Genomic DNA, 25,621 nt, shown 5'->3' on the forward strand with positions numbered 1-25,621 from the left:
CGAAGTCACCCCACCGCCACGGGGCGTACGGCATCGAAAGCGCCCGGGCCCCGGTCAGGCGGTGCCCCGTGCCCCGCTCTCCGTCAGACGGCCAGCCACGAGGACCACCGGAGCGGAGTCGTCGTCGGCTCAGGCCCCGGGCCGGTTGGCGGCGGGAAGGACGATCGGGGTCTGCGTCGGGGAGGTCCCGTTGTTCAGGAACAGCATCGCGACGCCGCGTACGAACTGGTCGAACAGGTAGATGCCGTCCGGGACGATGGGCGAAAGGCCCTCACGGAAGGCGACGTAGGTCGGCCAGGCGACCTTGATCAGAGCCCGCGACACCCAGTCGTGCGACAGCCCCAGCCAGTCGGCGTACGTGTCACCGATCAGGTAGCGGACCATCTCGTTGACGAAACCGGTGGTCAGCCCCAGCGTCGCGTCCTCGATGTACCCGAGCAGCGTCTTGGCCAGGCTGATGCCCTCGGCCGTCGGCGAGACGACCGGCCACAGCATCCGGTCGGCCTGCTTCTGCGCCTCGGCCCAGCTCACGGGGATGAACTGGCGCTGCACACCGAGCAGATGGAGAGCGACCTGCCAGGCGTGCAGGTTGGCGGCCTCTTCCTTGGCCGAGCGCTTGATGCCCCATTTGTTCATGTTGTTGTACGCGACGGTGGCCACGGAGTGGAAGGTGATCAGGATGTCGCCGTTGCTGATCGGCTTCGGCTGGTCCGCGGTCTCCATGAAGTGCTTCGAGGTCACCAGCAGGTTGCGGACCACCGAGTGCACCAGGCGCGTCTTGTTGGCGCTCACGACGAAGTATCCCGAGGGGTGCCAGGCCGTCGGGCTGTGCAAGTCGTACCCGAAGGTGAAGGTCTTGGCCGCGCGGTCCTTCATGTCGGCACCGCCGGCCGACCAGTAGACCGCCCTGGACTCCCGCGGGATCACGGTGCTGAGAATGCCGCTGCCGAGACTCTCCGACACGAACAGGTAGCTGTTCAGGCGCTTGTAGAGCTTCTCGGACGCGGCGAGCAGCTCGGGGTCGGCCCAGGAGGGGAGCTGGTTGGCCTCCGTCAGGTAGTCGGTCAGGTAGCCGGGCATGCCGGACGGCAGGGCGTCCTGGTTGCGGACCCACGAGTCCCAGGCCCTGTTGACCGCGGGGATCGAGCCGTCGGCGAGCAGCCGTGCCGCGACGTCGTCCGCGTCCGGGTCCCAGACCTGGAACGGATCGGTGACCGTGTCGGTTCCGGCGATCGAGCCCGCGGAGGACCACGACCAGGCGCTCGGGGCGCTCGCCACACTCGCGAGACCGAGTAGGGCGCCGATCGACAAGGCACGCCTTCTGGTGAGATCTTCCATTTACTTGCCTGCCTTCCACGCGAACGGACTGCTCCTTCAAGGGGCGCACGAGGCGCCGACTCTGAGCTGGTCACGCGGTTGTCCTGCGATGTGATTTCTGATTAACATAACGAGGCGTTCGGTGGGCGGCAATACCTGTGCACGCGCCAAAACACCGCCTCCGCCGCCCCGGCATCACCGGCTCGGCAGGGCGCAGACCACCGACCACCGACCGCGAACCACCGACCGCGAACCGCAGACCGCAGACCGCAGACCGCAGACCGCAGACCACGAGGACACCGCACGGACCCGACCCACGCACCCACCAGGCACTCCCCCTAGGAGCCCCCATGGACACGGACCAGGACCCGGCGGAAGCGCCTCCCTCCGGGACGGCCACCGGCTCGCGCCCTCCCTGGGTGACCGACGAGCTGATCAGCCAGTGGTGTGCCTGGGTGCACCGGGACACGACCCGCCGGGAGCCGCGTACGGCAGAGCCCATCGCCGCGCTCGCGCCGTTCGACCTGTCGCCGGTCGCGCCCGTCCCCTCCTGTGGTCCGGAGGACGTCGAGTCCGCGGCCGCCATGGCCGCCGCCGCCCAGCGGCAATGGGCGCGGACGCCGGTCGCGCGGCGCGGTGAGATCGTGCTCGCCTTCCACGACCTGCTTCTCGACCGGCAGCACCAGGTGCTCGATCTGATCCAGTGGGAGACCGGAAAGGCCCGGTACCACGCCTGGCAGGAAGTGGCACAGGTCGCGGCCATCGCCCGGCACTACGCGCGCCGCGCCGGCCGGTACCTGGCCGCCCGCCGGGTGCGGGGCATGGTCCCCGGGCTGACCAAGGTCGTACAGCGGCGGGTCCCGAGGGGCGTGGTCGGGGTCGTCTCTCCGTGGAACTACCCCCTCTACCTCGGGGTGGGTGACGTACTCCCGGCGCTGCTGGCCGGCAACGGCGTGGTGTCCAAGGCCGACCCCCAGGCCGCGCTGACCCTGCTCTGGACGCGGGCCCTGCTGCACGAGGCGGGCCTGCCGGCCGGCCTGTGGCGGATCGTCGCCGGTGACGCAGCCGTGGTGGGTGCCGCCCTGGTCGACGCGGTCGACTTCGCCTGCTTCACCGGATCGACCGCCACCGGCAGGACCGTCGCCGAACGCGCCGCCCGGCGGCTGATCGGGGTCTCCCTCGAACTCGGCGGGAAGAACCCGCTCATCGTGCGCGAGGACGCCGACGTGGCCGCGGCGGCGGTCGGCACGGCCGTGGCCACGTTCGCGAACACCGGGCAGATGTGCATCCACATCGAACGCGTCTACGCGCACGAGAAGGTGTACGACGCCTTCCGCGACGAACTGGTCCGGGTGACCGAGTCGCTGCGGCTGAGCAGGTCGTACGACTACACCTGCGACCTCGGGTCGCTGGTCTCGCCGGCTCGGCTCACGGCGGTCGAGGCCCATGTCGGCGACGCCGTCGCCAAGGGGGCCGAGGTGCTCACGGGCGGCCGGGCGCGCCCCGACATCGGGCCGCTGTTCTACGAGCCGACGGTCCTCGATGGCGTCACCCCGGAGATGGACGTCTACGCCCAGGAGACCTTCGGGCCGGTGGTCTCGCTGTACCGGTACGCCACGGACGACGAGGCACTGAGCCTGGCCAACCAGGGGACCTACGGCCTGTCGGCGTCGATCTGGTCCAGGAACACCCGCGAAGCCGTCCGGATGGCCGGTCTGATCCGCTCCGGATCGGTCAACATCAACGACGGTGCGGCCGCCGCGGCGGGAAGTATCGAGGCCGAGATGGGCGGTATGGGAGACAGCGGACTCGGCCGCCGGCACGGAGCGGACGGCATCCGCAAGTACACCGAGCCCCAGACGGTCGCCGTGCAGCGCCTCGTACCGCTCGGGCCTCCGCCCGGGCAGTCGGCGGAGGGCTTCGTCCGCCGCACCAACGGCCAGTTGGCCCTGCTGCGCCGGCTGCGTGTGCGATGAGCGGCGGGTTGACCGGGTCGTGGTCGGGAGCCGAGCCGTGGTCTCCCCCGACCGACGTGCGCTCCTGATCTGCTGCTCATCCCCCCCTTCTTCACCCAGACCTGGAACAGGAGTCCTGATGACCAACGTGATCTCCGCCGAGCGGTCGCTCTACGAGGAGGAGCACGAACTGCTCCGGCAGACGGCCCGCGCCTTCGCCGACAAGCACGCCGCCCCGCACGCCGAGCGCTGGCGGAGCCAGGGCAAGGTCGACCGCGCACTCTTCGAGGAGGCCGCCCGGGCCGGCATCCTCGGCTTCAACATCCCCGAGGAGTACGGCGGCGCCGGAGTCACCGACTACCGCTTCAACGCGGTGATCGGTGAGGAGTTCTCCCGCCACCCCGCGGCGGACGGCCTCGCGGCGGTGACGCTGTCCAACGACATCGTGGTGCCCTACTTCACCGGCCTGACCGACGAGCGGCAGAAGGCTCGCTGGCTTCCGGGTATCGCCGCGGGGGAACTCGTCGTCGCGGTGGCGATGACCGAGCCCGGGGCCGGCAGCGACCTGGCGGGGATCGCCACCACCGCCGTCCGGGACGGCGACGACTACGTGGTCAACGGCAGCAAGGTCTTCATCTCCAACGGGCAGAACGCCGACCTCGTCGTCACCGCGGTGAGGACCGGCCCGGACCGCCACGGCGGCATCAGCCTGCTGGTGATCGAGGCCGACCGGCCCGGATTCTCCCGCGGCCGCAACCTGGAGAAGATCGGGCTGCACGCGCAGGACACCAGCGAGCTGTACTTCCAGGACGTGCGCGTACCCGCCGCCCACCTTCTGGGTGCGGAGGGCACCGGCTTCACGTCCCTGGTGCGCAATCTCCCACAGGAGCGGATCTCGATCGCCGCCAACGCGGTGGCCTCCATCGAAGGGGTGCTGGAGCGGACCCTGGACTACGTCAGGGAACGCAAGGCGTTCGGCCGGCCGATCGGCTCCTTCCAGAACACCCGCTTCGAGCTGGCCGAGATGGTCACCACGGCGCGGGTCGGCCGCGCGTACCTGGACGACCTGCTCGCCCGGCACACGCGCGGCGAACTCACCGCGGTAGAGGCGGCGTCCGCGAAGTTCTGGGCCACCGAGCACTACGTCGACATCGTCGGGCGCTGCCTGCAACTCCACGGCGCCTACGGCTACATGCTCGACTACCGCATCGCCCATGACTACCTCGACTCGAAGATCACCACCATCTACGGCGGCACCACCGAGATCATGAAGGAGATCGTCGGCCGCGATCTGGGCCTGTAGGTCTCCGCGGCTTTCCACGGTTCTCCGCGGTTCTCCGGTCGGGTGGTCCGGGGCGGTGTTCCCGTCCCCGACGCGCTTCCCGCTGCCCCGCGTACCCGACTCCTCGCGGGCAGCGACCCGTCCCGGGAAAGGAAGCGTCATGTCCGACGCCTCGTCTGCGACGCCGTACGGACGCCACGCGGCAAGTACCGCGGCGCCGCCCTGCACGGCACCAAGCCGGTCGATCTGGTCGTGGGCCTGATCCACGCGGTCCAGGAAGGCAACCCCACCCCCCTCGCCCCGGACCGGATCTGGGAGTCGGCCGGGGCTTACGGCGAACGGTTCCTGCCGCCCGCCTCCCTGGTCGAACGTGCCGAACGCGGTGAGATCTACGAGTGAGGCCCGCCGCGCCGCCCGCAGCCTCGGAGGCCGGCGGCCTCGGCATCGTCACCGCCGTCGCTCCCTCGGCCCGTGCCCGACCGGTACTTCCCGCCTAGGAACACCGGTCCGGGCCCGAACCCTCGCGGGTCTCACCTGGGATGCTGACAAGGGCGAGGTCAGTGCCGTCCGACCGCGGTACGGCGTCGCGCGGCGACCAGCACACCCGCGCCGACCGCGATCACGACTACAGCCGCCCCGCCGATGAGAGCGCTGTTGCTGCCACCGCCGGTTTCAGCGAGTCCGCCACTCGCGGATGACGAGGACGGGGATGCCGAAGGGACCGACGAGGCCGAGGTCACGGGCGCGGCGGCCGAGGAAGTGGGCGTAGCCGTGGCGGTCGGCGCGGTGGTGGTCGGCGGAGTCGAGGAGGCCGGGCCGCTCGGGGCGCTGGAGGGGTGGGTGGAGGTGACCACGCAGGGGGTGTCCGGGGAGATCGGCAGGTTCGTCAGCAGCTCTTCGTGGAGGTCGCCCGCCGTCACGTAGATGTTCCACTGGTAGCCCTGCACCCACGGCACCAGGACCGTCGTGCTCCCACCCGCCGCGGTGGGGTGCTCGATGCGCCCGGTGCCGAGGGTCTCGCCGTCGCTGCCGACCGCCATCCGCCTGCGCACGATGATGTCCGCGGGCGTGCCGGAGGGATCCTTGTCCGTGACGGTGATGGCGGCGCGGGCCTCACCCGTGCTGGTGTCGCATGTCGCCTTAGCGGTGAAGTCGCTGATGCTGCCCGCGTGGGCACTGCCCGAGGCCAGCAGCACGGTGGCGGCAGCGGACGCGACGGCAGCAGCGGTGGCGGCACGTTTGAAAGACACGGGTCCCTCCCCAGGGAACGTTCCACAAAGAGTGCCCGGACCGGGGCGCCCGTTCGCCGCGAATGCACATCCGCGGCCAAGGCTTCGAGGGGTGGCACCCGATCGGAGCGGTTCATCATCGCACCCCGGCGATCTGCCACCGCACCGGCCCCTGGCTGCATCTGAGGTCCAGCAGGCCGGGGTCTGGCTCGCGAGTTCCTGCTCGAACGAGGAAGGACATCGCAGCCGGGCTCCCGTCCGCACCGGCCCGTCCGTGCACAGCTCTGCCTCCGTGACGGGGCAAGGGATCAGCTGTCCGGCGGGGGCGACACGTCGATGTGCTGTGCTGTCCGAGACAGCTCAGACGCCGTGATCACTCCAGCCGCTCCGAAGGGACGTCGATCGGTACACGCACCGCGATCCGCGTCGATGGCGAGTCGTGCACAGTCACCTCCACCGGGTCATCGGGGAACGGTCGTACAAAAGGGCGGGCACACCGCGTCGTAGACCACCGGCGGCTCACCGGAGCGATCACCGGAGCGACTCGCGGGCAAGACCGGTGTGGGCCGGGATCGGGCGGCCCGGGGTCGGGTCCGTGATCGGGAACGGGGCGGTCCCGGGACGCCGTAGCGCCCTGGACCGCCCCGCCGCAGCGAGTCGCCGCTCAGCTGTGGTTGTAGGTCACCGAGAAGTTCTCCCCGCCGCTCAGCGAGGAGGTGGTGGCCTTGGTGGTGCTGCCCGACGCCATGGTGATCTGGTCGGGCGAGTAGTTGCCGATCGGCTGGCCGTTGGCGGTGGCGTTGGTGAAGCTCGCGGTGCCGAAGTTCGACAGCGGGAGCACGCCGGAAGAGCTGGACGGCGCCTCGGCTATGACCTCGGCGGACGCGTTGGACAGGCCGCTCTGCGACTTGGTCGTGGTCTTGGTCCACCCCTTGGTGGTGTCCGTGAGGGTGAGCGTGTACTTGGTGCCGCTGCGGCTGATCGTGGAGGTGAAGTGGTCGCCTGCGCTGACCGGGTTGCTGTAGTTGACGGGGTACGCCGGGTACATCTCGTACCAGGACGAGTAGACGGCCCGGCCGCTGGAGCAGTCCGCCTCGGTGCCCGTCTGCTCCACGGAGTTGCTGCCGTCGCCGTCGATGCCGATCCAGAACGACGAGTACGTGGTCGTTCTGGTGCAGCTGACCGCCGGCTGCACCCAGCTCGCGGAGACACTGGTGAACGTCGTACCGGTCGCGGCGTAGCCGGCCCAGTTGGAGCTGGTGCTGTTCCTGATGCCACCGACCAGATGGTGGCTGCTGATGTGACCGCTGACCGGGGTCATACGCAGCGCCGGCGCGGCGGCGGTGGCCGCGGGGGAGGTCGCCAGCGCGGACAAGACGGCGGCGGCTACTGCTGTGGCTGCGGTGAGCCGGATCGTGGCAGACATGCTGCTCCTTCTCGCGGGACTCGCGGTGCAGACGTAACTGGCGGCCACCAGTGGGGGGGGGACGTGCGTCCGTGGTTGTCAGTGTGCAGACAACATGCCTCGTTGCCACCCGACCCCCGGGTTTTCACAGCAAAGGTCCGGCCAAGTAGCCCTCATAAAGGGCGCGTTGGCGACGATATCGCCCAGTCGGTCGTCAGGTTCCGGCGGCCGCTCATACCGTCGTTCGTCCGCCACCCCTCGGCCGAAGTCCGCGAGATCCCCGCGCGCGCCGCGCCAGAGTTCCATGGAGGGGCGGGAGACCCAGCGGTCGGCGGCGTCATCGATCGGGCGCCGGTGGGCGCTCCGCGATTCCCCGCAGCTGAGGGCAAGCCGGCCCGGATGCGCGCGCTCCTCCGGGGCGGGTTCGCCCCTTGTCCCTGTCCGCAGGCAACGGCCCGTCATGACGGCGGCAGGCCGTCCGGCACCGCGGTGTCACCTGACCCCTTGTCAGCAAGCGCAGCCCCTCTTTACCTTTGTGCAGCGAGTCCCTGGCCCGGCGGCGGCCCCACCGGCCCGCGTCGGCAATCACCTGCTCCTCAGCGCACGACAAACCCTGGAGGCGTCACATGCCCGTAGCCGTGCCGGAACTTCTGGAAGCCGACGGATTCCGCGACGCGGGTCCGCTGGAGATCGACGACGAGGCGATCGTGTTCGAGGACGACGACCGCGGCGACCGGGAGCCCACGGCGTGTCTCGCCGACCCCTGGGTGACCGCCACGACCCGTTTCGCCTGTGACCTGAACTCGTAGTGGTGGCCGTTTCCATCGCCGGCCGCAGCGGTTGGGCCGACGACACGTGGTCGTACCTGAACGATCCGCGGATGCCGGCGATGGAACACGGCTGGAAACTGCATGTCTCGGCGCGTCCCGGCGACCTCGACGCCGTGATCCGGCTCGTCCTGCCGGTGCTGTCCCGGCACGTGTGCCACGCGAAGTTCGCCCGTGACGCGGAGACGCTGCGCCGCCTCAACTCCGGGACGGTGAGCGCCGGGGCCGTCGGCAAGGCGATCACCGTCTATCCCGTGGCCGGCACCGTCGTCGAGGTCGCCCGGGGACTGGCCGCCGCGCTGCGTGACCGCGAGGGCCCGCGGATCGTCAGCGACCGGCGGGTCGACCCGCGGGCCCCGGTCTACTACCGCTACGGCCCCTTCACGGGTGACTACCGGACCGGCCGGAGCGGGCGGCTCGAATCCGTCATGACCGGGCCGGACGGCCGGATCTTCGACGGCCTGGCCGTCGGCCGCTACCGGTGTCCGCCCTGGGCCGAGGACCCCTTCACGACCACCTCCGCCCACCGCGGCGAGCCGTCCGCACCCGGCTTCGACGGCGGCCGTTACGCGGTCACCGCCGGCATCGCGCGTACGCCCCGAGGCAACGTCTACCGCGCGGTCGACCGCACTCTCGGGCGGCCGGTGGTGGTCAAACAGGCGCGGGCCTTCGTGGGCGAGGACGCATCAGGTACGGACGCCCGCCACCGGCTGCGCAACGAACGCACGGTCCTCACCGCGCTCGACGGCGTCACAGGTGTGCCCCGCGTACTGGACTACTTCGCTCACCGGTCGGACGAGTATCTGGTGATGAGCAGTTGCGGCGACCGGGACCTGCGCCGGGAGGTCTTGCGCGACGGCCCCTACCGGGACGACGACAGCCGGCCGGCGCGCGCCCTGTCCGTCCTCGCCTCCCGGCTCCTGCGCGTCCTGGACGCGATCCACGCCCGGAACGTGGTCGTCCGCGACCTCAAGCCCGACAACGTCGTGCTCGACGCCTCGGGCCCCGGCCACTGCCATGTGATCGACTTCGGGATCAGCGAGTGGGACGGCACCGGCCCCGGAGGGGCGACTCCCGGATACAGCGAGCCGGTTCTGCGCGCGACCGGACCGGCCGTCCCCGCCGACGACCTCTACGCCCTCGGGGCGACCCTCTTCTTCGCCGCCACCGGCCTGGACCCGGTGATCGTCGACGCCGACCGCGTGGTGAACCGGGACCGCACCCTGGCCTGCCTGGGGTGGGCGCTGCCCGGGCGTGCCCACCGGGAGATCCGGTCGTCGGTCACCGGACTGCTGAGTTTCGACCCGGCCGTACGGACCGCCGCCGCCGACCGCCTGCGCAGCGGCACGGCCGGGAGCGTACGCCGGTCCGCGCGCCCACGCATCGACAGCGACCTGCTGGAGGAGATCGTCGAGCACACGACCGCGTTCTGCGTCGGGCAGGCGCAGGCGATCGTGGACCCGGAGCGGGCCGCGCGGCTGAACGTCCCCACCTCGATCGACGTGTACGGCGGCAGCTCGGGGCTCGGGCTGGAACTCCTCCATCATGTGCACCGGCCCCAGGTTCGTTCGGCCGTCACCGCGTTGGCGCGGTGGACGGCGGACCAGTCCAGGAACCTCTCGCCCGGCCTGTACACGGGACGCACCGGTGTCGAACTCTTCCTGAAGCAGGCGGAGTCGGAGGCGGGGTCCGGGGCGGGCGCGGACGTGCGGTGCGATGACCCCGCCCTGCCGGACCGCGCACCGGACGGCGGGCCGCCGGAGGCGGACCTGATCGCGGGCGCCGCCGGGATCGGCCTCGGCCGGCTGCTGCTGTCCCGGCACGCCCTCCGGTCCGGTGACCGGCACGCCGCCGACCGGCACCTCGCCGTCGCCGCCGGCTGCGACCGGATGCTGACGTCCGGCTCCGCCCGGCTGACCCCGACGGGTACGGACACGACCGGCAGCGCCGCGCTCCGCGAGGGACTCGCGCACGGCGAGGCGGGTCTCGTCTGCTTCCAGCTCGAATACGGCGCCGCGACCGGTGACCGGGACGCGATCAGCCGCTCCGAGAAGGCCGCCGCGCGCCTGGCCGCCGTGACGCCGGACATCGTCGCCGCGGCCGCCCTGCCCGGGGCGACCCGCCGCTACGGTTCGTGGTGCCGAGGTCTGGCCGGCATCGGGACCGTACTCGTCCGGGCCGCCGGACTCCTCGACGAGCCCGGGTACCTCGGCCTCGCCCAGCGGACCGCGCGCGCCTGCGCCGCCCTGGCACCGCGGATGCCGCTGGTCACACAGTGCTGCGGGCTGGCCGGAGTGGGCGACCTGATGGTGGACGTCGCGGCGGCGTCCGGGTCCGAGGAGTTCCTGGACGCCGCCGAGACCGTGGCCCTGCTCATTCTGAGCCGCAGTGGCGGTACTTGGTCCCGGCCCGTGTTCCCGGACACCGGCCTCGCCGGGTCGAGTGCCACCTGGGCCGGCGGCTCAGCGGGCGTGCTGGCCTTCTTCAGGCGACTGCACGACCGGGGCGGCCCGCGGCTCGGCCTCGTCGCCTGACCGCTGCCGGCGGTGTCGCACACGTCCTCTGGGAACTGACCGGCGTCACCTCTGGACCCGGCGCCCACCGCGAGTACGGGACGACGACGCACCACGGGGCGATAAACCGCATACAACCGATTATCACTGCTTCGAGGTAAGCATCGGTCTCACTGGTGGATACGGCGACTTCAGCGGCTAACTTTCCGCTGGTGGAGGGATTTCCGTGGTCCCTCCCGCTCGTTGCCCGCCCCTTCCTGTCTCCCGGTCGGCGCACCCGTGTGTGCCGGACGCCCCGTCGTCCAAGGAGAAAGCCCCCGATGTCCGTCGACAGCACTCCGGAAGCCCGGACCACGCCCGACGCGCCCCAGCAGTCCCTGAGTACTGCCGCCGCCCGCAATCTCGCCACCACCACCAAGTCCGCCCCGCAGATGCAGGAGATCACCTCCCGCTGGTTGCTGCGGACGCTGCCCTGGATCGAGGCGAAGGGTGGCGCCTACCGGGTCAACCGGCGGTTGCGTCACACCGTCGGCGACGGGCGTATCGAGTTCGTCCAAGAGGGCGCCACGGTCCGGGTGATCCCCCGGGAACTGGGTGAACTGGCCCTGCTGCGCGGGTTCGAGGACACGGAGGTCCTCACCGCGCTCGCGGACCGGTGCACCCGGCGCGACTTCGAGGCGGGCGAGGTGCTCGTCGAGCGCGGCAGCCCCGCCGACCGGGTCCACCTGATCGCGCACGGCCGGGTCAGCCAGACCTCCGAGGGCCCGTACGGCGACGAGGTCGCCCTCGCGGTCCTCGCGGACGGCGACCACTTCGGTGAAAGCGCGTTGGCGGACTCCGACGCCCGCCACGACTGCACGGTCACCGCCGTGACCCCCGGCACCCTCCTCACCCTCTCCCGTGCCGACTTCGCCGCCGTCCGGGCCTCCGCACCCCACCTCCAGGCGCACGTCGACGAGTTCGGCTCCCGCGCCCGGCAGCGGCAGAACAAGCACGGGGAGGCCGAGATCGCCCTGTCGGCCGGTCATGTCGGCGAGGCCGGGCTGCCGGGCACCTTCGTGGACTACGAACTGAAGCCACGCGAGTACGAGCTGTCCGTCGCGCAGACCGTTCTGCGGGTCCACACCCGGGTCTCCGATCTCTACAACGGCCCGATGGACCAGACCGAGGAGCAACTCAGGCTCGTCGTCGAGGCCTTGCGCGAGCGCCAGGAGCACGAGCTGATCAACAACCGGGAGTTCGGGCTGCTGCACAACGCCGACTACAAGCAGCGCATCCAGCCCCGCTCCGGCCCGCCGACCCCGGACGACATGGACGAGCTGCTCTGCCGCCGGCGCGGCACCAAACTCTTCCTCGCCCACCCCAGGACCATCGCCGCCATCGGGCGTGGCTTCAACGCCTGCGGTGTGTACCCCGACCACGTCGACCTCGGCGGGCAGTCCGTCCCCGCCTGGCGCGGGGTGCCCATCCTGCCCTGCGACAAGATCCCGGTCAGCAAGGAGCAGACCAGCTCCATCATCGCGATGCGCACCGGGGAGGAGAACCAGGGCGTCATCGGCCTGCGCCAGACCGGCCTGGCGGACGAGTACGAACCGGGGCTCTCCGTGCGGTTCATGGGCATCAACGAGCAGGCGACGACCTCCTACCTCGTGAGCGCCTACTACTCCGCCGCGGTGCTCCTGCCCGACGCCCTCGGCGTACTGGAGAACGTGCGGATCGCCCCCGGACCGCGCTGACATCCCGATCCGCTGCCAGGTCCGTCCACACCTGACCCGGTCCACGCAACGACGCAGCGCCCATCCACCGCAGCAAGGAGCCGCCGATGCCCGAGTCCGGGCCCCTCGGATCATCCCCCCTTGAGCAGCCGCCGACGCCGCCCGCAGCCGCGCCGGGCGCCCCGACGCCGCCCGCCCCCGTTCCGGACGCCCCGGCTCCGGTGCTCCCGGGCCTTCCGGCCGTACCGAGCGCCTCTGCCTTTCTGGCGGCACTGCATCCGCCGGTCACGATGCCCGGCCTGCCACCGCCGCCCCCACCGCCCTCGGCGCCCGCCTGCGCCGTACCGGGCACGCCGGAGCCGGCCCCGGCCGGCTCCGCCGTCCTCCAGGCTGTCCTGCGCGGACCGACCGGACTGGGCACGACCTCGCTCGCCCTGGCCGACCGGTGCCGGTCCCCGCTCCCGGACCCGGTGTCCCCCGCGCCCGCTCCGCCGGCCGAGGGGCGTGCCGTCCCCGGTCTCTACCACCACCCCGTGCCGGAGCCCGACCCCGTGCGCGTCGCGGAGGTGAGCCGCCGGATCAAGCGCTGGGCCGAGGACGAGGTCCAGCTCTATCCCGAGGAGTGGGAGGGGCAGTTCGACGGCTTCTCGGTGGGCCGTTACATGGTCGCCTGCCACCCCGACGCCCCGACCGTCGACCACCTGATGCTCGCCACCCGGCTGATGGTCGCGGAGAACGCGGTGGACGACTGCTACTGCGAGGACCACGGCGGCTCACCCGTCGGTCTCGGCGGGCGCCTCCTGCTCGCGCACACCGCGCTCGACCACTTCCACACCACCGCGGAGTACACACCCGCGTGGCAGGAGTCCCTCGGCTCGGACGCCCCGCGCCGGGCGTACCGCAGCGCGATGGACTACTTCGTCCGCGCGGCCACGCCGTCCCAGGCCGATCGCTACCGGCACGACATGGCCCGGCTGCACATGGGCTATCTCGCCGAGGCCGCCTGGGCGCAGACCGGTCACGTCCCGCAGGTGTGGGAGTACCTGGCGATGCGCCAGTTCAACAACTTCCGTCCCTGCCCCACGATCACCGACACCGTGGGCGGCTACGAACTGCCCGCCGATCTGCACGCCCGGCCGGAGATGCAACGGGTCATCGCCCTCGCCGGCAACGCGACGACCATCGTCAACGACCTCTACTCGTACACCAAGGAACTCGACAGTCCGGGTCTCCACCTGAACCTGCCGGTGGTGATCGCGGACCGCGAGCGGCTCTCCGAGCGCGACGCCTATCTGAAGGCCGTCGAGATCCACAACGAACTCCAGCACGCCTTCGAGGCCGCCGCGGCCGACCTCGCAGAGGCCTGCCCGCTGCCGGCCGTGCTGCGCTTCCTCAAGGGCGTGGCCGCCTGGGTCGACGGCAACCACGACTGGCACCGCACCAACACCTACCGCTACCGCCTGCCCGACTTCTGGTAAGAAACGGATATTTTCTGTGACCACTGAAACGACCCCCACCGCCACCGCGAAGATCCCGGCCCCGGCGACGCCGTACCAGGGGGACATCGCCCGCTACTGGAACAACGAGGCCCGGCCGGTCAATCTCCGCCTCGGTGATGTGGACGGGCTCTACCACCACCACTACGGCATCGGCGCCGTGGACGACGCGGCGCTCGGCGAGCCGGCGCACAGCCAGTACGAGAAGAAGCTCGTCGCGGAGCTGCACCGGCTGGAGTCGGCACAGGCGGAGTTCCTCATGGACCACCTCGGCGCTGTCGGCCCCGACGACCTCCTCGTCGACGCCGGCTGCGGGCGCGGCGGGTCCATGGTCATGGCCCACCACCGCTTCGGCTGCAAGGTCGAGGGCGTCACGCTGTCCGCGACCCAGGCGGACTTCGGCAACCGGCGCGCACGGGAACTGGGCATCGAGGACCACGTCCGCTCCCGCGTGTGCAACATGCTCGACACGCCCTTCGACAAGGGCAGCGTCACGGCCTCCTGGAACAACGAGTCGACCATGTACGTCGACCTGCACGACCTGTTCGCCGAGCACTCGCGCTTCCTGAAGGTGGGCGGCCGGTATGTGACGATCACCGGCTGCTGGAACCCCCGCTACGGCCAGCCCTCGAAGTGGGTCTCCCAGATCAACGCCCACTTCGAGTGCAACATCCACTCCCGCCGCGAGTACCTGCGCGCCATGGCCGACAACCGGCTCGTGCCGCAGACCATCGTCGACCTCACCCCGGACACGCTGCCCTACTGGGAGCTGCGGGCCACGTCCTCGCTGGTCACCGGGATCGAGGAGGCGTTCATCGAGTCCTACCGGGACGGCTCCTTCCAGTACGTGCTGATCGCGGCCGACCGCGTGTGAACGCGCCTCGCGGGGGCCGGGCCACTCACGTACGCCTCGGTCCCCGCGAGGTACGGCTCACGGTCCGCCGCACGTTGCCGGATCTTGACACGACCGCAGGACTGGAAGGCCGTCCCCAGGCAAGACGCGAGGGGTGACACGCATCGCAATCGTCGCCCTGACCCTGACACTCGGCCTGCTCGCGGCCGTCGCCGCCGCCGTGGCATCGCCGTGGTGGTGCTTCGGCGCCGTACCGCTCGTCGCCCTGGGCCTGCTGGGCACCTGGGACCTGCTGCAACGCCGGCACTCGGTGCTGCGCAACTATCCCGTGCTGGGCCACGCCCGCTTCCTGCTGGAGCGGATCCGCCCCGAGTTGCAGCAGTACTTCATCGAGCGGAACTTCGACGGCCGCCCCTTCGACCGGGACGTCCGCACCATCGTCTACGAGCGGGCCAAGGGCACGGACGCCGAGCAGCCGTACGGCACCGAACGCGACGTCTACCTGCCCGGGTACGAGTTCCTGGTGCCGTCGATGGCCCCGCGTGAGGTGCCGAAGACGCCGCCCCGGGTGCGGATCGGCGGCCCCGACTGCAGCCGTCCCTACGACATGGCGCTGCTGAACGTGTCGGCCATGAGCTTCGGCTCGCTGTCCGCCAACGCGATCCTCGCCCTCAACGGCGGCGCCGCGGCCGGGGGCTTCGCCCACGACACCGGCGAGGGCGGCCTGTCGGAGTACCATCTGCGGCCGGGCGGCGACCTGGTCTGGGAGATCGGCACCGGCTACTTCGGCTGCCGCACCCGGGACGGGGACTTCGACCCCGCCGAGTTCGCCGACAAGGCCGCGCACGAGCACGTCAAGTGCGTCTCCCTCAAGCTCTCCCAGGGCGCCAAGCCGGGCATCGGCGGAGTCCTGCCGGGAGCCAAGGTCAACGCGGAGATCGCGAAGGTGCGTGACGTGCCGCAAGGGCGGACGGTGATCTCACCGCCGTACCACAGGATGTTCTCCACGCCGCGCGAACTGGTCCGCTTCGTCGCCCGGATGCGGGAACTGTCCGGTGGGAAGCCGACCGGGTTCAAGCTGTGCGTGGGCTCGCGCCGCCAGTTCCTCGCCGTGTGCAAGGCCATGCTGGAGGAAGGCACGGCCCCCGACTTCATCATCGTGGACGGCGGCGAGGGCGGCACCGGGGCCGCGCCGATGGAGTTCGCCGACCATGTCGGAGCCCCGCTGACCGAGGGACTGCTCACCGTGCACAACGCCCTGGTCGGCGTGGGGCTGCGCGACCGGGTCCGGATCGGCGCCAGCGGCAAGATCGCCACCGGCAGCGATCTGGTCAAGCGCCTGGTGCAGGGCGCCGACTACGGCAACGCCGCGCGGGCCATGATGTTCGCCGCGGGCTGCATCCAGGCCCAGCGGTGCCACACCAACACCTGCCCCAGCGGTGTGGCGACCCAGGACCCCCGGCGCGCCCGCGCCCTCGACGTCGCGGACAAGACGCCGCGCGTCCGGCGCTTCCAGGAGGCGACCGTGTCCAGCGCCCTGGAGATCATGGCGTCCATGGGGGTCACCGACCCCGCCGAGCTCCGCCCCCACATGCTCCACCGCCGTGTCGACGCCCTCACGGAACGCTCCTACGAGGAGTTGTACGAGTGGCTGGAGCCGGGACAGTTGCTCGCCGGGCCGCCCGCTTCCTGGGCGGCCGACTGGAAGGCCGCCGATGCCGGTCGATTCACCGTCTGAACCGTCGCCGCCCGCACAAGCCACCGCCTGAATTCTCACCGTCCGAACTGGAGGAACAAGTGAGCCGTACCGTCGCCCGCGTCATCGTGGACGCACTGAGCGAACTCGGCGTGCGCCAGGTGTTCGGCGTCGTGGGAGACGCCCTCAATCCGCTGACCGACGCCCTTCGCACCACTGAAGGACTGGAATGGGTGGGATGCCGGCACGAGGAGGCGGCGGCCTTCGCCGCCAGCGCCCAGTCGCAGCTCAGCGGCGTCCTCGGCGTCTGCATGGGCACGGTGGGACCGGGCTCCGTCCACCTCCTCAACGGGCTGTACGACGCGGCCAAGAGCCACGCGCCGGTCCTGGCCATCGCCGGTCAGGTGCCGCTCAGCGAACTCGGCAGCGACTACTTCCAGGAAGTGGACAACGACGCGCTCTTCAGCGACGTGGCCGTCTTCCGCGCGACCCTCACCTCCCCCGACCAGCTGCCGCAGCTGCTGGAGATGGCGGTGCGCAACGCGATCGGCCGCAAGGGCGTGGCCGTCCTGACGGTCCCGGGCGACCTCGGTGAACGCGAGCTGACCACGGACCGCCCGGCCCGTTTCGCGGTGAATCCCCCGGTGAGCCGGCCGGAGGAGTCCGCGGTGCGGCAGGCGGCCGAACTCCTCGACCGCGCCGAGCGGGTCACGCTGCTCGTCGGTCGGGGCGCCCGCGAGGCCCGTAAGGACGTCCTCGCCCTGGCCGACCGGCTGGCCGCGCCGATGGTGCTCACGCTGAAGGCCAAGGAGGGCTTCGAGGACGGCACCAATCCGTTCCAGGTCGGTCAGACCGGCCTGATCGGCAATCCCGCCGCCGCGCAGGCTCTGCACGACGCGGACACCTTGCTGCTCCTGGGGACCGACTTCCCCTACCGGGACTGGTATCCGGAGGGGAAGACCGTCGTGCAGGTCGACACGGAGGCGGCCCATATCGGACGGCGCGTCCCGGTCGAGGCCGGTCTCGTCGGTGACACGGGAGCGACCGTCCGCGATCTCCTCACCCACCTCGCCGCCCCCGAGCCGGGGGCGGAGGGCGCGCGGGACCGCTCGCACCTGGACAAGGCGCGTACGCGGTTCGAGCAGTGGCGCCAGGGCCAGGCCCGGCTCGCGGACCCGACCCACGACAAGGGCCTGATCGGCCGCCTCCGCTCCTCGTTCGACAACCGCTCCCACGACATCCGCCCGGAGGCGCTGGCGGCCCTGGTGGACCGGATCGCCGCCGACGACGCCGTCTTCACCTCCGACACGGGCATGGCGACGGTGTGGCTGTCGCGGTTCGTCGAGATGCGCGGTGAGCGGCGGCTGATCGGCTCCTACAACCTGGGTTCCATGGCCAACGCGATGCCGCAGGCGCTGGGCGCCCAGTGCCTGGACCGGGCGCGGCAGGTCGTGGCCTTCTGCGGGGACGGCGGACTGAGCATGCTGCTCGGTGACCTCATGACGCTGAAGACGCACAAGCTCCCCGTCAAGCTCGTCGTCTTCGACAACCGGCGCCTGGGCATGGTCAAACTGGAGCAGGAGCAGGCCGGGCTCCCGGAGTTCGGCACCGTCCTGGACAACCCGGACTTCGCCGCCGTCGCGGAGGCCATGGGCATCCCCGGCATCCGCGTCACCGAACCGGCCGAGCTGGAGAAGGCCGTACGCCGTGCCTTCGACACCCCGGGCCCGGTACTGCTCGACGTGCTCACCAACCCGGACGAGATCGCGGTACCGGCCAAGCCGACCGTGGACCAGGGCTGGGGTTTCGCGGTGGCCAAGGTCAAGGAGATCGTCCGCAGCCACGGGGACGACGGCACCGCCTGAGCGTACGGCGGAGGGCGCCATCGGAGTTCCTTTCCGATGGCGCCCTCCGGCGTCGTGTCCCCTGGCGGCCCACCGCCGCCGCTGAACGGCGACGAGCAGGGCCCGGTCCTCCGGCAGCAGGCTCCACGGCCGGCTCTCGGAGGACCGGGCCGGCGCGTCACTGCGTCCGGGTGCCCTGCGGAACCTGGCCCGTCAGGTCGGAGACCTGCGTGGACGGCGGGGCCTTGACATCCACCGGCGTCCCGAAGTCGGAGAATCCCATCACGGTGCTGACCCTGACCTGCTGGGGCGACGCGGTGCTGCCGGGTGTGGCGGTGGCCGGGGCCTTGACCGCCATGGTGAACTCCTGACGGCGGATACGGCCCTGATCGTCGAGCCACATCCGCATGGGCAGCGTGGGGCCGAGTTGCTCGCGCAGCTGGGCACCGCCGGGAAGCTTCGAGACGTCGATCGAGACGTTGTACCGCGTGGTGTCCACGCCGTCGATCTTCTCGGTGCCGGCTTTGGTGACGTCCTTGTCGGTGACCGCCTTGGCGTAGGCGGCGGACTGGGCCGGGTCGCCGATCTGCTGGAGGTCCACGCCCTGCTGCTGGGCCGTCTGCTTCAGGTCGATCTTGATCCAGGGCTTGCCGCCGGGTGTCTTCTGGCCGGGCAGCTTCTCGTAGAGCACCTGGTCGACCACCCGCTGTTCGATCGTCTTGCCCGCGACGGCGAGGGTCGTCGTGCTGTTGCCCCGAGCCAGATCGATCGCTCCCTTGCCGTCGGTGGTGACCGTCTTGCCGTCGGCGTCGGCCTTCACCGCGATCGTCATTTTCGCCGTCTTGGCCTCGGCCGTCCTGGCGTAGGCGCTGCGCACGGCCACGGTGCCCCGGTCCTGGGCGCCCTTGCCGTCGCTCGTGCTCGACGAGGCGGCGGCAGTGGGCTTTGTGGTGCCGGTCCCGTCGTCGCCGCCACAACCCGCCAAGGCCACGCAACCCATGACCACGGCCGTCCCGACGACCACCGCTTTCGTCCCCCTGGCCCGCATGAACTTCCCCTTTCCCCTTACCAGTGGCCGACCGTCCGTGAGATTGCCGTCGGCCACCGTCCCAACTGCCCTGGACCTCGGGGCACATGCCTACCGGTCGCGGACATGAATCCGGCGGCTCGCTCATGTGCGTCTCACTCACGCGCGTCGCCGACTCCACATCGGCCGGCTCGAAGGCCGGGGCGCCCGCCCGCCGTGCCGGTAACCGCTTGCTCTCCACGCACGCCCCGAAGAGTGTGGTTCAGCACAGCAGACCGGGTATGCCAGGCCGGGCCGATGGGGCAGAATCTTCCCGTACCCCCTCCCCGGGGCACACTTGAACGCGATCGAGGAGACGGTGACCCACATCGAGAACGCGGACCGGCCGGACCGCCTGCGTGCCGAGCACCGCATCGTCGACGGCGTCCATGTCGTGGCCCTGCGGGGCGAGATCGACCACGACGTCAGAGCCGTCCTCGTCCAGGCCCTGCGAGCAGGGGACGACGCCCGCCCGCCGCGGATCGTCGCGGACCTCGGTGAGGTCACGTTCATGGACTCCAGCGGCATCAGCGTCTTCGTCTCCGCCCACCAGCAGGTGAGCAGCACCGGCGGATGGGTGCGCATCGCCTGTGCTCAGGAGTCCGTCCTGCGCGTCCTGCAACTGGTCGGTGTGGATGCCGTCATCCCCTGCCATCCCACCGTCGAACAGGCCCTGGCCGACTGACCCCGTCCGTCCGACTGGCCGACTGCGGCTCGCGACGACGGACCCGCCCCGGTCACCGGCCCTGACGTGGCCGTTCCACTCCGTCGGCGCTCGCACCGTAGAGCGCGGCGATGTCCTCGGAACTGGGCCACCGGCTGTACGTGGGGGACTGCGGCCACCCCTCGGGCGAGTCCTGCCAGTCCTCCTGCCGCCCGTACGGCAGGAGGTCGACGAGCGCGAAGGTGTGCGTGAGCTGCTCGGTGCCCCGACCGGTGGTGTGCCAGGTGCGGTACACCGTGTCGCCGTCGCGCAGGAAGACGTTCACCGCGAACGCTCCCCCGGGCGGTGCGCCGACATCGGCCCCGAAGGGGCTGTGGGCGGTCGAGTACCAGGTCATCCGGTTGCCGACCCGCCGCTTGTAGGCGAGCGCCTCGTCGATCGGTCCCTGGGTGACGATGACGAAACGCGCGTCATAGCTGTCCAGGAACTCCAGGCGGGTGAACTGCGCGGTGAGGCCCGTGCAGCCCGGGCACTGCCACTCCTCGCCGGGGAACCACATGTGGTGGTAGACGATCAGCTGACGTTTGCCGTCGAAGGCGTCCACCAGCCGGACCGGCCCGTCCTCGCCTTCGAGGGTGTAGTCGGGCATCTCCACCATCGGCAGGCGGCGGCGCTCGGCGGCGATGGCGTCCAGCTCCCGTGTCGCGGCTTTCTCCCTGGCCCGCAGCGTCTGGAGCCGATCCTCCCAGGTGGCGGCGTCGACGACGGGCGGCAGTGGCTGGGTGGTCATGATTCCCTCACAGAGTCCGGGCGCGGCTGTCACTGGCACAGGGGTAGACCGGACCGGGCCCCGGAACTCATCGCTGGCCCGGAGGCGGTGCCCCAATCCGGGGACCATCCGAGGGCCTCGCCGCTGGCGTCGAGGAAGGTGTCGGCGTTGCCCGGCCGGGACACTGCCGGTGACAGTGTGAAACCGAACCGCCCAAACCGGTCGTGGGAGCCTGCGGGCTCACCACTCGCGAACGTCGCTCAGGTCATCGCGTCGGGGACCGTGCCAGTCGAGTATGAGGACGGTGGCGTCGTCCTTGAGGTTCCCCCGGCAGGCGTCCAGCACCGCGCTGGTCAGGCTGCGCACGGCCTCCCTCGGGTGCGAGGCGCGGGTGTCCCACGCGAGGGCGGCCAGGTCGACGGCTGCCGCGCCGCGTTCCTGCATGCCGTCGGTGAGCAGGATCAGGCGGTCGCCGGGACGGAGCTGGAGTTCCTGAAGACGGTAGGGAGTGGGGGCCGCCACACCGAACGGCAGGTTGACGTCGAGCTGGACCTCTTCGACGCCGGTGGCACCCCGGCGCAGGCGCAGGGGTCTCGGGTGGCCCGCGTTGACCAGTTCGCAGGTGCCCGTCGCGAGGCTGATGCACAGCAGTTGTCCGGTGGCCAGGCCACGGCTGTGGGTCAGCAGGGCCTCATGGGCGTGGCGGGCCTGAAGGAGCGCGTCACAGCCGCTGCGCCGGGCGCCCCGCAGCGCACCGACCAGGAGCGTGGCCAGCAGGGCGGAGTTGGTGTCGTGGCCCATGGCGTCGGTGATGGACACGTGCAGTGTCTCGCGATCGAGGGTGTAGTCGTAGGTGTCGCCCCCGATGTCGTCGGCCGGTACCAGCCCTGCGGCGAGGGTGAACTGCGGTGCCTCGCAGCAGGACGACGACGGAAGCAACTGGTGCTGGATCTCGGCGGCCAGACTGGTCCGGGTGGTGCGCCTGCCCGCGTGGTAGAGGTCGGTGAAACGGCGGTCGGTCACGATGATGTAGGCCAGGGCGTGGGCCGCGTCCTCGATCTGGGCGAGCACGGTGTCGTCGGCGTTCTGCAGCGTCGCCTCCAGCACACCGATGCAGTCGCCGCGGTTGGTCACCGGCGAGATCACGCGCCGGCCACCCTGGCCGTCCGGCTCCACGTGCTGGCGCTGGCTGCGCAGGACCGCGTCGTAGACGCTGCCCCTCAGGTCGATCCGCTCGGCGGCGCCCTCCCTGTCGTCCGCGTCCCGCGTGGTCAGGCGCAGCAGTCGCTGGCCCACGAGGTCGGCGAACAGGAACGACACTCGCTCAGCCCCGAAGCGTTTGCGCAGGTCGTCGGCGAGCACCTCCACGGATTCACCAGGGGGTGCCGCCTCGGCAGCGGCCAGCAGCCGCCCCAGTTCCAGATCCTCGCCACCCATGACAGCCTCCCGTGCGTTGCCGCTCCTTCTTCCCGCGATCGTCCGTCCTCATCCAGCACACCCTTTACGTCCACTCACGCCTCTTTTGTTCTGAGCAGGCTCCGGGAAAGGGACCACGAGGCCGACGGTGAGCAGGCACCGATCACCTATGCTGAGGCGGCCACTGTCGGCCACTCAATCCAGGGCAAGACCTTTTGACCCCGCGTTCCCCCGCGTTCTACATGGACGTGATCACCACCGGAACGATCCTCGGTGCCCGCCCGACGGACACTCCCGACCAGGTCACCGCGATCCTGGGCTCGGAGTTCGCCGAGAACTCCCAAGGCAACCGGAGCATGTGGCGTGATTACGGGACGGTCGAGTTCTTCTGGGGCCGGGAATCACGTGGCCATGCCTGGACCGGCCACCACTTCACCGTGCAGGTGCGTCGGCTCTCCAGGGGCGGCAGCGCGGTCAACCGAGTGCTCCGTGAGCGGTACGGCCGTTTCGGCCGTCATCTCCGCTTCGACGCAGTCGAACGGCTGCCGGCCAGGCGCGGAGTGCTCATGGAGGAGGTCCCGAATCCCAACGCACCGGACTACAGCCTGCACTGGCACCCTGCCTCGCAGGTGTCCGTCATGGTGCGCCGCTCCCCCGAGAGGGGGGCACACCGGCGTGGCCGTACACGGGTCGGTGACGTGCACTCCGTCGCCTCGTCGATGAGTGCCGAGCAGGTGGCCTTTTACAGGTCGCGTCACGCACGGCTGACGACGGCGGTCCCCTCGTGACCGGTGAGGGGGCCGATGTGGGACGGCGGCCATCCGGTGTCTTCCTCATGGGGTCCGTTGCAGGGATACAGGCATGCTCGGCCCCGGCGCGGGCACAGGGCTGAGCAGGCGGGTGGAGTCCGTTCCCCGCTGTCCGTACTGGGGAGGTCCTTGGTGATGCGGCTGTGGCAGGAGAGCATGGACATCGGACCGCGCCCGGGACGGATCTCGCCGCTGGGTGCCACCTTCGACGGCGCGGGGACGAATTTCGCCGTGTTCTCCGAGGTGGCGGAGCGGGTGGAGTTGTGCCTGTTCGACGACGAGGGCACCGAGGAGCGTATCGAACTGCGGGAGGCGGACGGCTTCGTCCATCACATCTATCTGCCGGACGTCGGGCCGGGACGGCGGTACGGATTCCGGGTGCACGGCCCCTACCGGCCCGGCCGCGGTGAACGCTGCAATCCGAGCAACCTGCTGCTCGACCCCTACGCCAAGGCCATCGAGGGCGACATCGTGTGGGACGAGGCGCTCTTCCCGTACCATTTCGGCGCGCCGGACCAGCGCAACGACCTGGACTCGGCGCCGTACGTACCGAAGTCGGTGGTGATCAATCCGTACTTCGACTGGGGCAATGACCACCCTCTGCAGACGCCGTACCACGAGACGGTCGTCTACGAGGCCCATGTCAAGGGGATGACCCAGACCCATCCCGCCATCCCGGAGGCCATACGCGGCACGTATGCGGCGATGGCGCACCCGGCCATGGTCGACTACTTCGTCAAGCTGGGCGTCACGGCGGTGGAGCTGATGCCGGTGCACCAGTTCGTCCAGGACCACGCGCTGGTGCAGCGGGGGCTGTCGAACTACTGGGGGTACAACACCATCGGCTTCTTCGCCCCGCACCACGCCTACTCCTCGTCGGGCCGGCGGGGCGAGCAGGTGCAGGAGTTCCGGTCGATGGTGAAGACGCTGCACGAAGCGGGCATCGAGGTCATCCTCGACGTCGTCTACAACCACACGGCCGAGGGCAACCACCTCGGTCCGGTGCTGTCCTTCCGCGGCCTGGACAACGCGGCCTACTACCGCCTGTCCGAAGAGGACCCCCGCTTCTACTGGGACACCACCGGGACGGGCAACAGCCTGCGGATGAACCACCCGCACACCCTGCAGCTGATCATGGATTCACTGCGGTACTGGGTGACCGAGATGCATGTCGACGGCTTCCGCTTCGACCTGGCGGCCACCCTCGCCCGCCAGTTCCACGAGGTCGACCGCCTGTCCTCCTTCTTCGACCTGGTGCAGCAGGACCCGGTCATCTCCCAGGTGAAGCTCATCGCGGAGCCCTGGGACGTCGGCGACGGCGGCTATCAGGTCGGCAACTTCCCGCCGCTGTGGACGGAGTGGAACGGCAAGTACCGGGACACGGTACGTGACTTCTGGCGCGGTGAGGGCGGCACCCTGGGCGAGTTCGCCTCCCGGCTGACCGGCTCCTCGGACCTGTACCAGAGCGACGGACGCCGCCCCTACGCCTCCGTCAACTTCGTCACGGCCCACGACGGCTTCACCCTGCGGGATCTGGTCTCCTACAACGACAAGCACAACGAGGCCAACGGCGAGGGCAACCGCGACGGTGAAAGCCACAACCGCTCCTGGAACTGCGGCGCCGAGGGTCCCACCCGCGACCGGGACGTCCTCGCCCTGCGCGCCCGCCAGCAGCGCAACCTCATCGCCACCCTGCTGCTCTCCCAGGGCGTGCCCATGCTGTCGCACGGCGACGAACTCGGCCGCACCCAGCACGGCAACAACAACGCCTACTGCCAGGACAGCGAACTGACGTGGCTCGACTGGCCGAACGCCGCCGAGGGCAGCGAGCTGCTGGAGTTCACCGGCAAGCTGATCGCGCTGCGCCGCGACCATCCGGTGTTCCGCCGGCGGCGGTTCTTCAGCGGGCGCGCGCCGCGGGACAGTCGCAGCGGCACGAAGGACATCGTCTGGCTCACTCCCGCCGGGCGCGAGATGACCGACACCGACTGGGAGACCGGGTTCGCCAAGTCGCTGATGGTCCATCTCAACGGCAAGGCCATCACCGAACCGGACCTGCGCGGCCTGCCGGTGACGGACGACTCGTTCCTGCTGCTGTTCAACGCGCACTCGGAGAGCGTCACGTTCACCATCCCCGAGGAGTTCGACCAGTGGTGGGCCGTGGAGGTGGACACCGCCATCCCTTACACCGAGTACCGGCCCCTGACCAAGGCGGGCACCGAGATGGACATCGAGGCGCGGGCGCTCGTCGTCCTCCGCGGCGCACAGGACGCCTGAACTCCCCGCACCGCCCCCGGACAGGAGGCGGCGGCACGCCTCGGGTGACGCACAGTCATAGCGATGTCTCTCAGCGTGGGATGAGACAGGAGGAATGGGGGTAAAAGCTCCTAGACCCACAGAAGGGACCGAATGATATGAATCGCCTCGACCGTAATCCGTTCGCCGCCGCCCAACGGGTCACCGAAGCAGCGGTCAGCTGGTGGCGACGCGCCCGCCGCACTGCCACGCCCGCTGCCCGCGACCACCGGGCTCCCGTCCCGCGCGCCACGGACGAGGGACGGGAGCAGCACCCGCTGGCGCGCCTCCCCCACGCCCTGCCCGGGCAGCGCTCCGCCGCCACGCCGCCCCGGCTGTCGTACGTGCCCCGCAGCCGCACCCCTTCCTGGTGAGACCGCCGCACCGGCGCGGCGCCCAGCCGGCACCGGCCTGGGCAGGACCAGCTGTTCGACATGGTTGCCCGTGGGGCCGGGTGAACCTAGCCTCAT

The 25,621-nt window shown here is 70.7% G+C and carries 20 protein-coding genes; 14 read left to right on the top strand and 6 right to left on the bottom strand.

The annotated features are described in order from the left end of the window. Positions 1 to 129 precede the first annotated feature (129 nt). Complete coding sequence (locus tag ABZ858_RS13805) at positions 130 to 1,338, bottom strand: oxygenase MpaB family protein (RefSeq protein ID WP_361376327.1); 1,209 nt, start codon at positions 1,336 to 1,338, stop codon at positions 130 to 132. 329 nt (positions 1,339 to 1,667) lie between these two features. On the opposite strand from ABZ858_RS13805, the gene ABZ858_RS13810 reads away from it, so the two are divergent. The 3 genes from ABZ858_RS13810 to ABZ858_RS13820 all read left to right on the top strand — a co-directional run bounded on the left by ABZ858_RS13810 (position 1,668) and on the right by ABZ858_RS13820 (position 4,953). After that, positions 1,668 to 3,293 carry a succinic semialdehyde dehydrogenase gene (locus tag ABZ858_RS13810; RefSeq protein WP_361376330.1) on the top strand — a complete coding sequence of 542 codons (1,626 nt, stop codon included), beginning with the start codon at positions 1,668 to 1,670 and terminating at the stop codon, positions 3,291 to 3,293. Positions 3,294 to 3,411: 118 nt separating this feature from the next. Continuing rightward, on the top strand, positions 3,412 to 4,575 hold the full coding sequence (locus ABZ858_RS13815; RefSeq protein ID WP_361376333.1) for an acyl-CoA dehydrogenase family protein: 1,164 nt from the start codon (positions 3,412 to 3,414) through the stop codon (positions 4,573 to 4,575). Positions 4,576 to 4,617: 42 nt separating this feature from the next. Continuing rightward, positions 4,618 to 4,953: a hypothetical protein gene (locus tag ABZ858_RS13820; RefSeq protein WP_361377219.1), complete on the top strand. Its 336-nt coding sequence runs from the start codon at positions 4,618 to 4,620 to the stop codon at positions 4,951 to 4,953. Between the two features lie 158 nt (positions 4,954 to 5,111). On the opposite strand, the gene ABZ858_RS13825 is transcribed toward ABZ858_RS13820, so the two are convergent. Continuing rightward, positions 5,112 to 5,804: an LAETG motif-containing sortase-dependent surface protein gene (locus ABZ858_RS13825; protein WP_361376336.1), complete on the bottom strand. Its 693-nt coding sequence runs from the start codon at positions 5,802 to 5,804 to the stop codon at positions 5,112 to 5,114. 643 nt (positions 5,805 to 6,447) lie between these two features. After that, positions 6,448 to 7,209 (bottom strand): G1 family glutamic endopeptidase, encoded by a 762-nt coding sequence (locus ABZ858_RS13830; protein WP_361376339.1) that lies wholly within the window; start codon positions 7,207 to 7,209, stop codon positions 6,448 to 6,450. Positions 7,210 to 7,814: 605 nt separating this feature from the next. On the opposite strand from ABZ858_RS13830, the gene ABZ858_RS13835 reads away from it, so the two are divergent. The 7 genes from ABZ858_RS13835 to ABZ858_RS13865 all read left to right on the top strand — a co-directional run bounded on the left by ABZ858_RS13835 (position 7,815) and on the right by ABZ858_RS13865 (position 18,153). Further along, a complete protein-coding gene (locus tag ABZ858_RS13835; RefSeq protein WP_361376342.1) occupies positions 7,815 to 7,997 on the top strand; it encodes an SflA family class IV lanthipeptide in 183 nt (60 codons plus the stop codon). Positions 7,998 to 7,999: 2 nt separating this feature from the next. Next, the gene (gene lanL, locus ABZ858_RS13840) at positions 8,000 to 10,549 is read left to right on the top strand and encodes a class IV lanthionine synthetase LanL (protein ID WP_361376345.1); all 2,550 of its coding nucleotides are present in this window, start codon (positions 8,000 to 8,002) and stop codon (positions 10,547 to 10,549) included. 299 nt (positions 10,550 to 10,848) lie between these two features. Next, positions 10,849 to 12,264 (top strand): family 2B encapsulin nanocompartment shell protein, encoded by a 1,416-nt coding sequence (locus ABZ858_RS13845; protein WP_361376348.1) that lies wholly within the window; start codon positions 10,849 to 10,851, stop codon positions 12,262 to 12,264. 86 nt (positions 12,265 to 12,350) lie between these two features. Then, positions 12,351 to 13,721: a family 2 encapsulin nanocompartment cargo protein terpene cyclase gene (locus ABZ858_RS13850; protein WP_361376351.1), complete on the top strand. Its 1,371-nt coding sequence runs from the start codon at positions 12,351 to 12,353 to the stop codon at positions 13,719 to 13,721. 16 nt (positions 13,722 to 13,737) lie between these two features. Next, entirely contained in the window at positions 13,738 to 14,613 is an 876-nt protein-coding gene (locus tag ABZ858_RS13855; RefSeq protein WP_361376354.1) for a geranyl diphosphate 2-C-methyltransferase, read from the top strand. A 133-nt stretch (positions 14,614 to 14,746) separates the two neighbouring features. After that, positions 14,747 to 16,330, top strand: a complete 1,584-nt coding sequence (locus tag ABZ858_RS13860; protein WP_361376357.1) for an FMN-binding glutamate synthase family protein — start codon at positions 14,747 to 14,749, stop codon at positions 16,328 to 16,330. Positions 16,331 to 16,389: 59 nt separating this feature from the next. Beyond that, positions 16,390 to 18,153, top strand: coding sequence for a thiamine pyrophosphate-dependent enzyme (locus ABZ858_RS13865; protein WP_361376360.1), 1,764 nt, complete (start codon positions 16,390 to 16,392; stop codon positions 18,151 to 18,153). 157 nt (positions 18,154 to 18,310) lie between these two features. On the opposite strand, the gene ABZ858_RS13870 is transcribed toward ABZ858_RS13865, so the two are convergent. Next, positions 18,311 to 19,180: a hypothetical protein gene (locus tag ABZ858_RS13870; RefSeq protein WP_361376363.1), complete on the bottom strand. Its 870-nt coding sequence runs from the start codon at positions 19,178 to 19,180 to the stop codon at positions 18,311 to 18,313. A gap of 337 nt (positions 19,181 to 19,517) precedes the next feature. Between ABZ858_RS13870 and ABZ858_RS13875 the strand changes: the two genes are divergently transcribed. Continuing rightward, a complete protein-coding gene (locus ABZ858_RS13875) occupies positions 19,518 to 19,883 on the top strand; it encodes an STAS domain-containing protein (protein WP_361376366.1) in 366 nt (121 codons plus the stop codon). Positions 19,884 to 19,935: 52 nt separating this feature from the next. Here the strand turns inward: ABZ858_RS13875 and ABZ858_RS13880 are convergent, their stop codons facing one another. Next, positions 19,936 to 20,652 (bottom strand): DUF899 family protein, encoded by a 717-nt coding sequence (locus ABZ858_RS13880; protein WP_361376369.1) that lies wholly within the window; start codon positions 20,650 to 20,652, stop codon positions 19,936 to 19,938. 219 nt (positions 20,653 to 20,871) lie between these two features. After that, a complete protein-coding gene (locus ABZ858_RS13885; RefSeq protein ID WP_361376372.1) occupies positions 20,872 to 22,068 on the bottom strand; it encodes a PP2C family protein-serine/threonine phosphatase in 1,197 nt (398 codons plus the stop codon). 194 nt (positions 22,069 to 22,262) lie between these two features. On the opposite strand from ABZ858_RS13885, the gene ABZ858_RS13890 reads away from it, so the two are divergent. From ABZ858_RS13890 to ABZ858_RS13900, 3 genes are all read left to right on the top strand, one after another. Next, positions 22,263 to 22,835 carry a hypothetical protein gene (locus tag ABZ858_RS13890; RefSeq protein ID WP_361376375.1) on the top strand — a complete coding sequence of 191 codons (573 nt, stop codon included), beginning with the start codon at positions 22,263 to 22,265 and terminating at the stop codon, positions 22,833 to 22,835. Positions 22,836 to 23,012: 177 nt separating this feature from the next. After that, complete coding sequence (gene glgX / locus ABZ858_RS13895) at positions 23,013 to 25,133, top strand: glycogen debranching protein GlgX (protein ID WP_361376378.1); 2,121 nt, start codon at positions 23,013 to 23,015, stop codon at positions 25,131 to 25,133. A 137-nt stretch (positions 25,134 to 25,270) separates the two neighbouring features. Next, on the top strand, positions 25,271 to 25,525 hold the full coding sequence (locus ABZ858_RS13900; protein ID WP_361376381.1) for a hypothetical protein: 255 nt from the start codon (positions 25,271 to 25,273) through the stop codon (positions 25,523 to 25,525). The last annotated feature ends 96 nt before the right edge of the window (positions 25,526 to 25,621 follow it).

Origin of the sequence: Streptomyces sp. NPDC047017, from assembly GCF_040644175.1 — a bacterium.
In the GTDB taxonomy this organism is placed as follows: domain Bacteria; phylum Actinomycetota; class Actinomycetes; order Streptomycetales; family Streptomycetaceae; genus Streptomyces.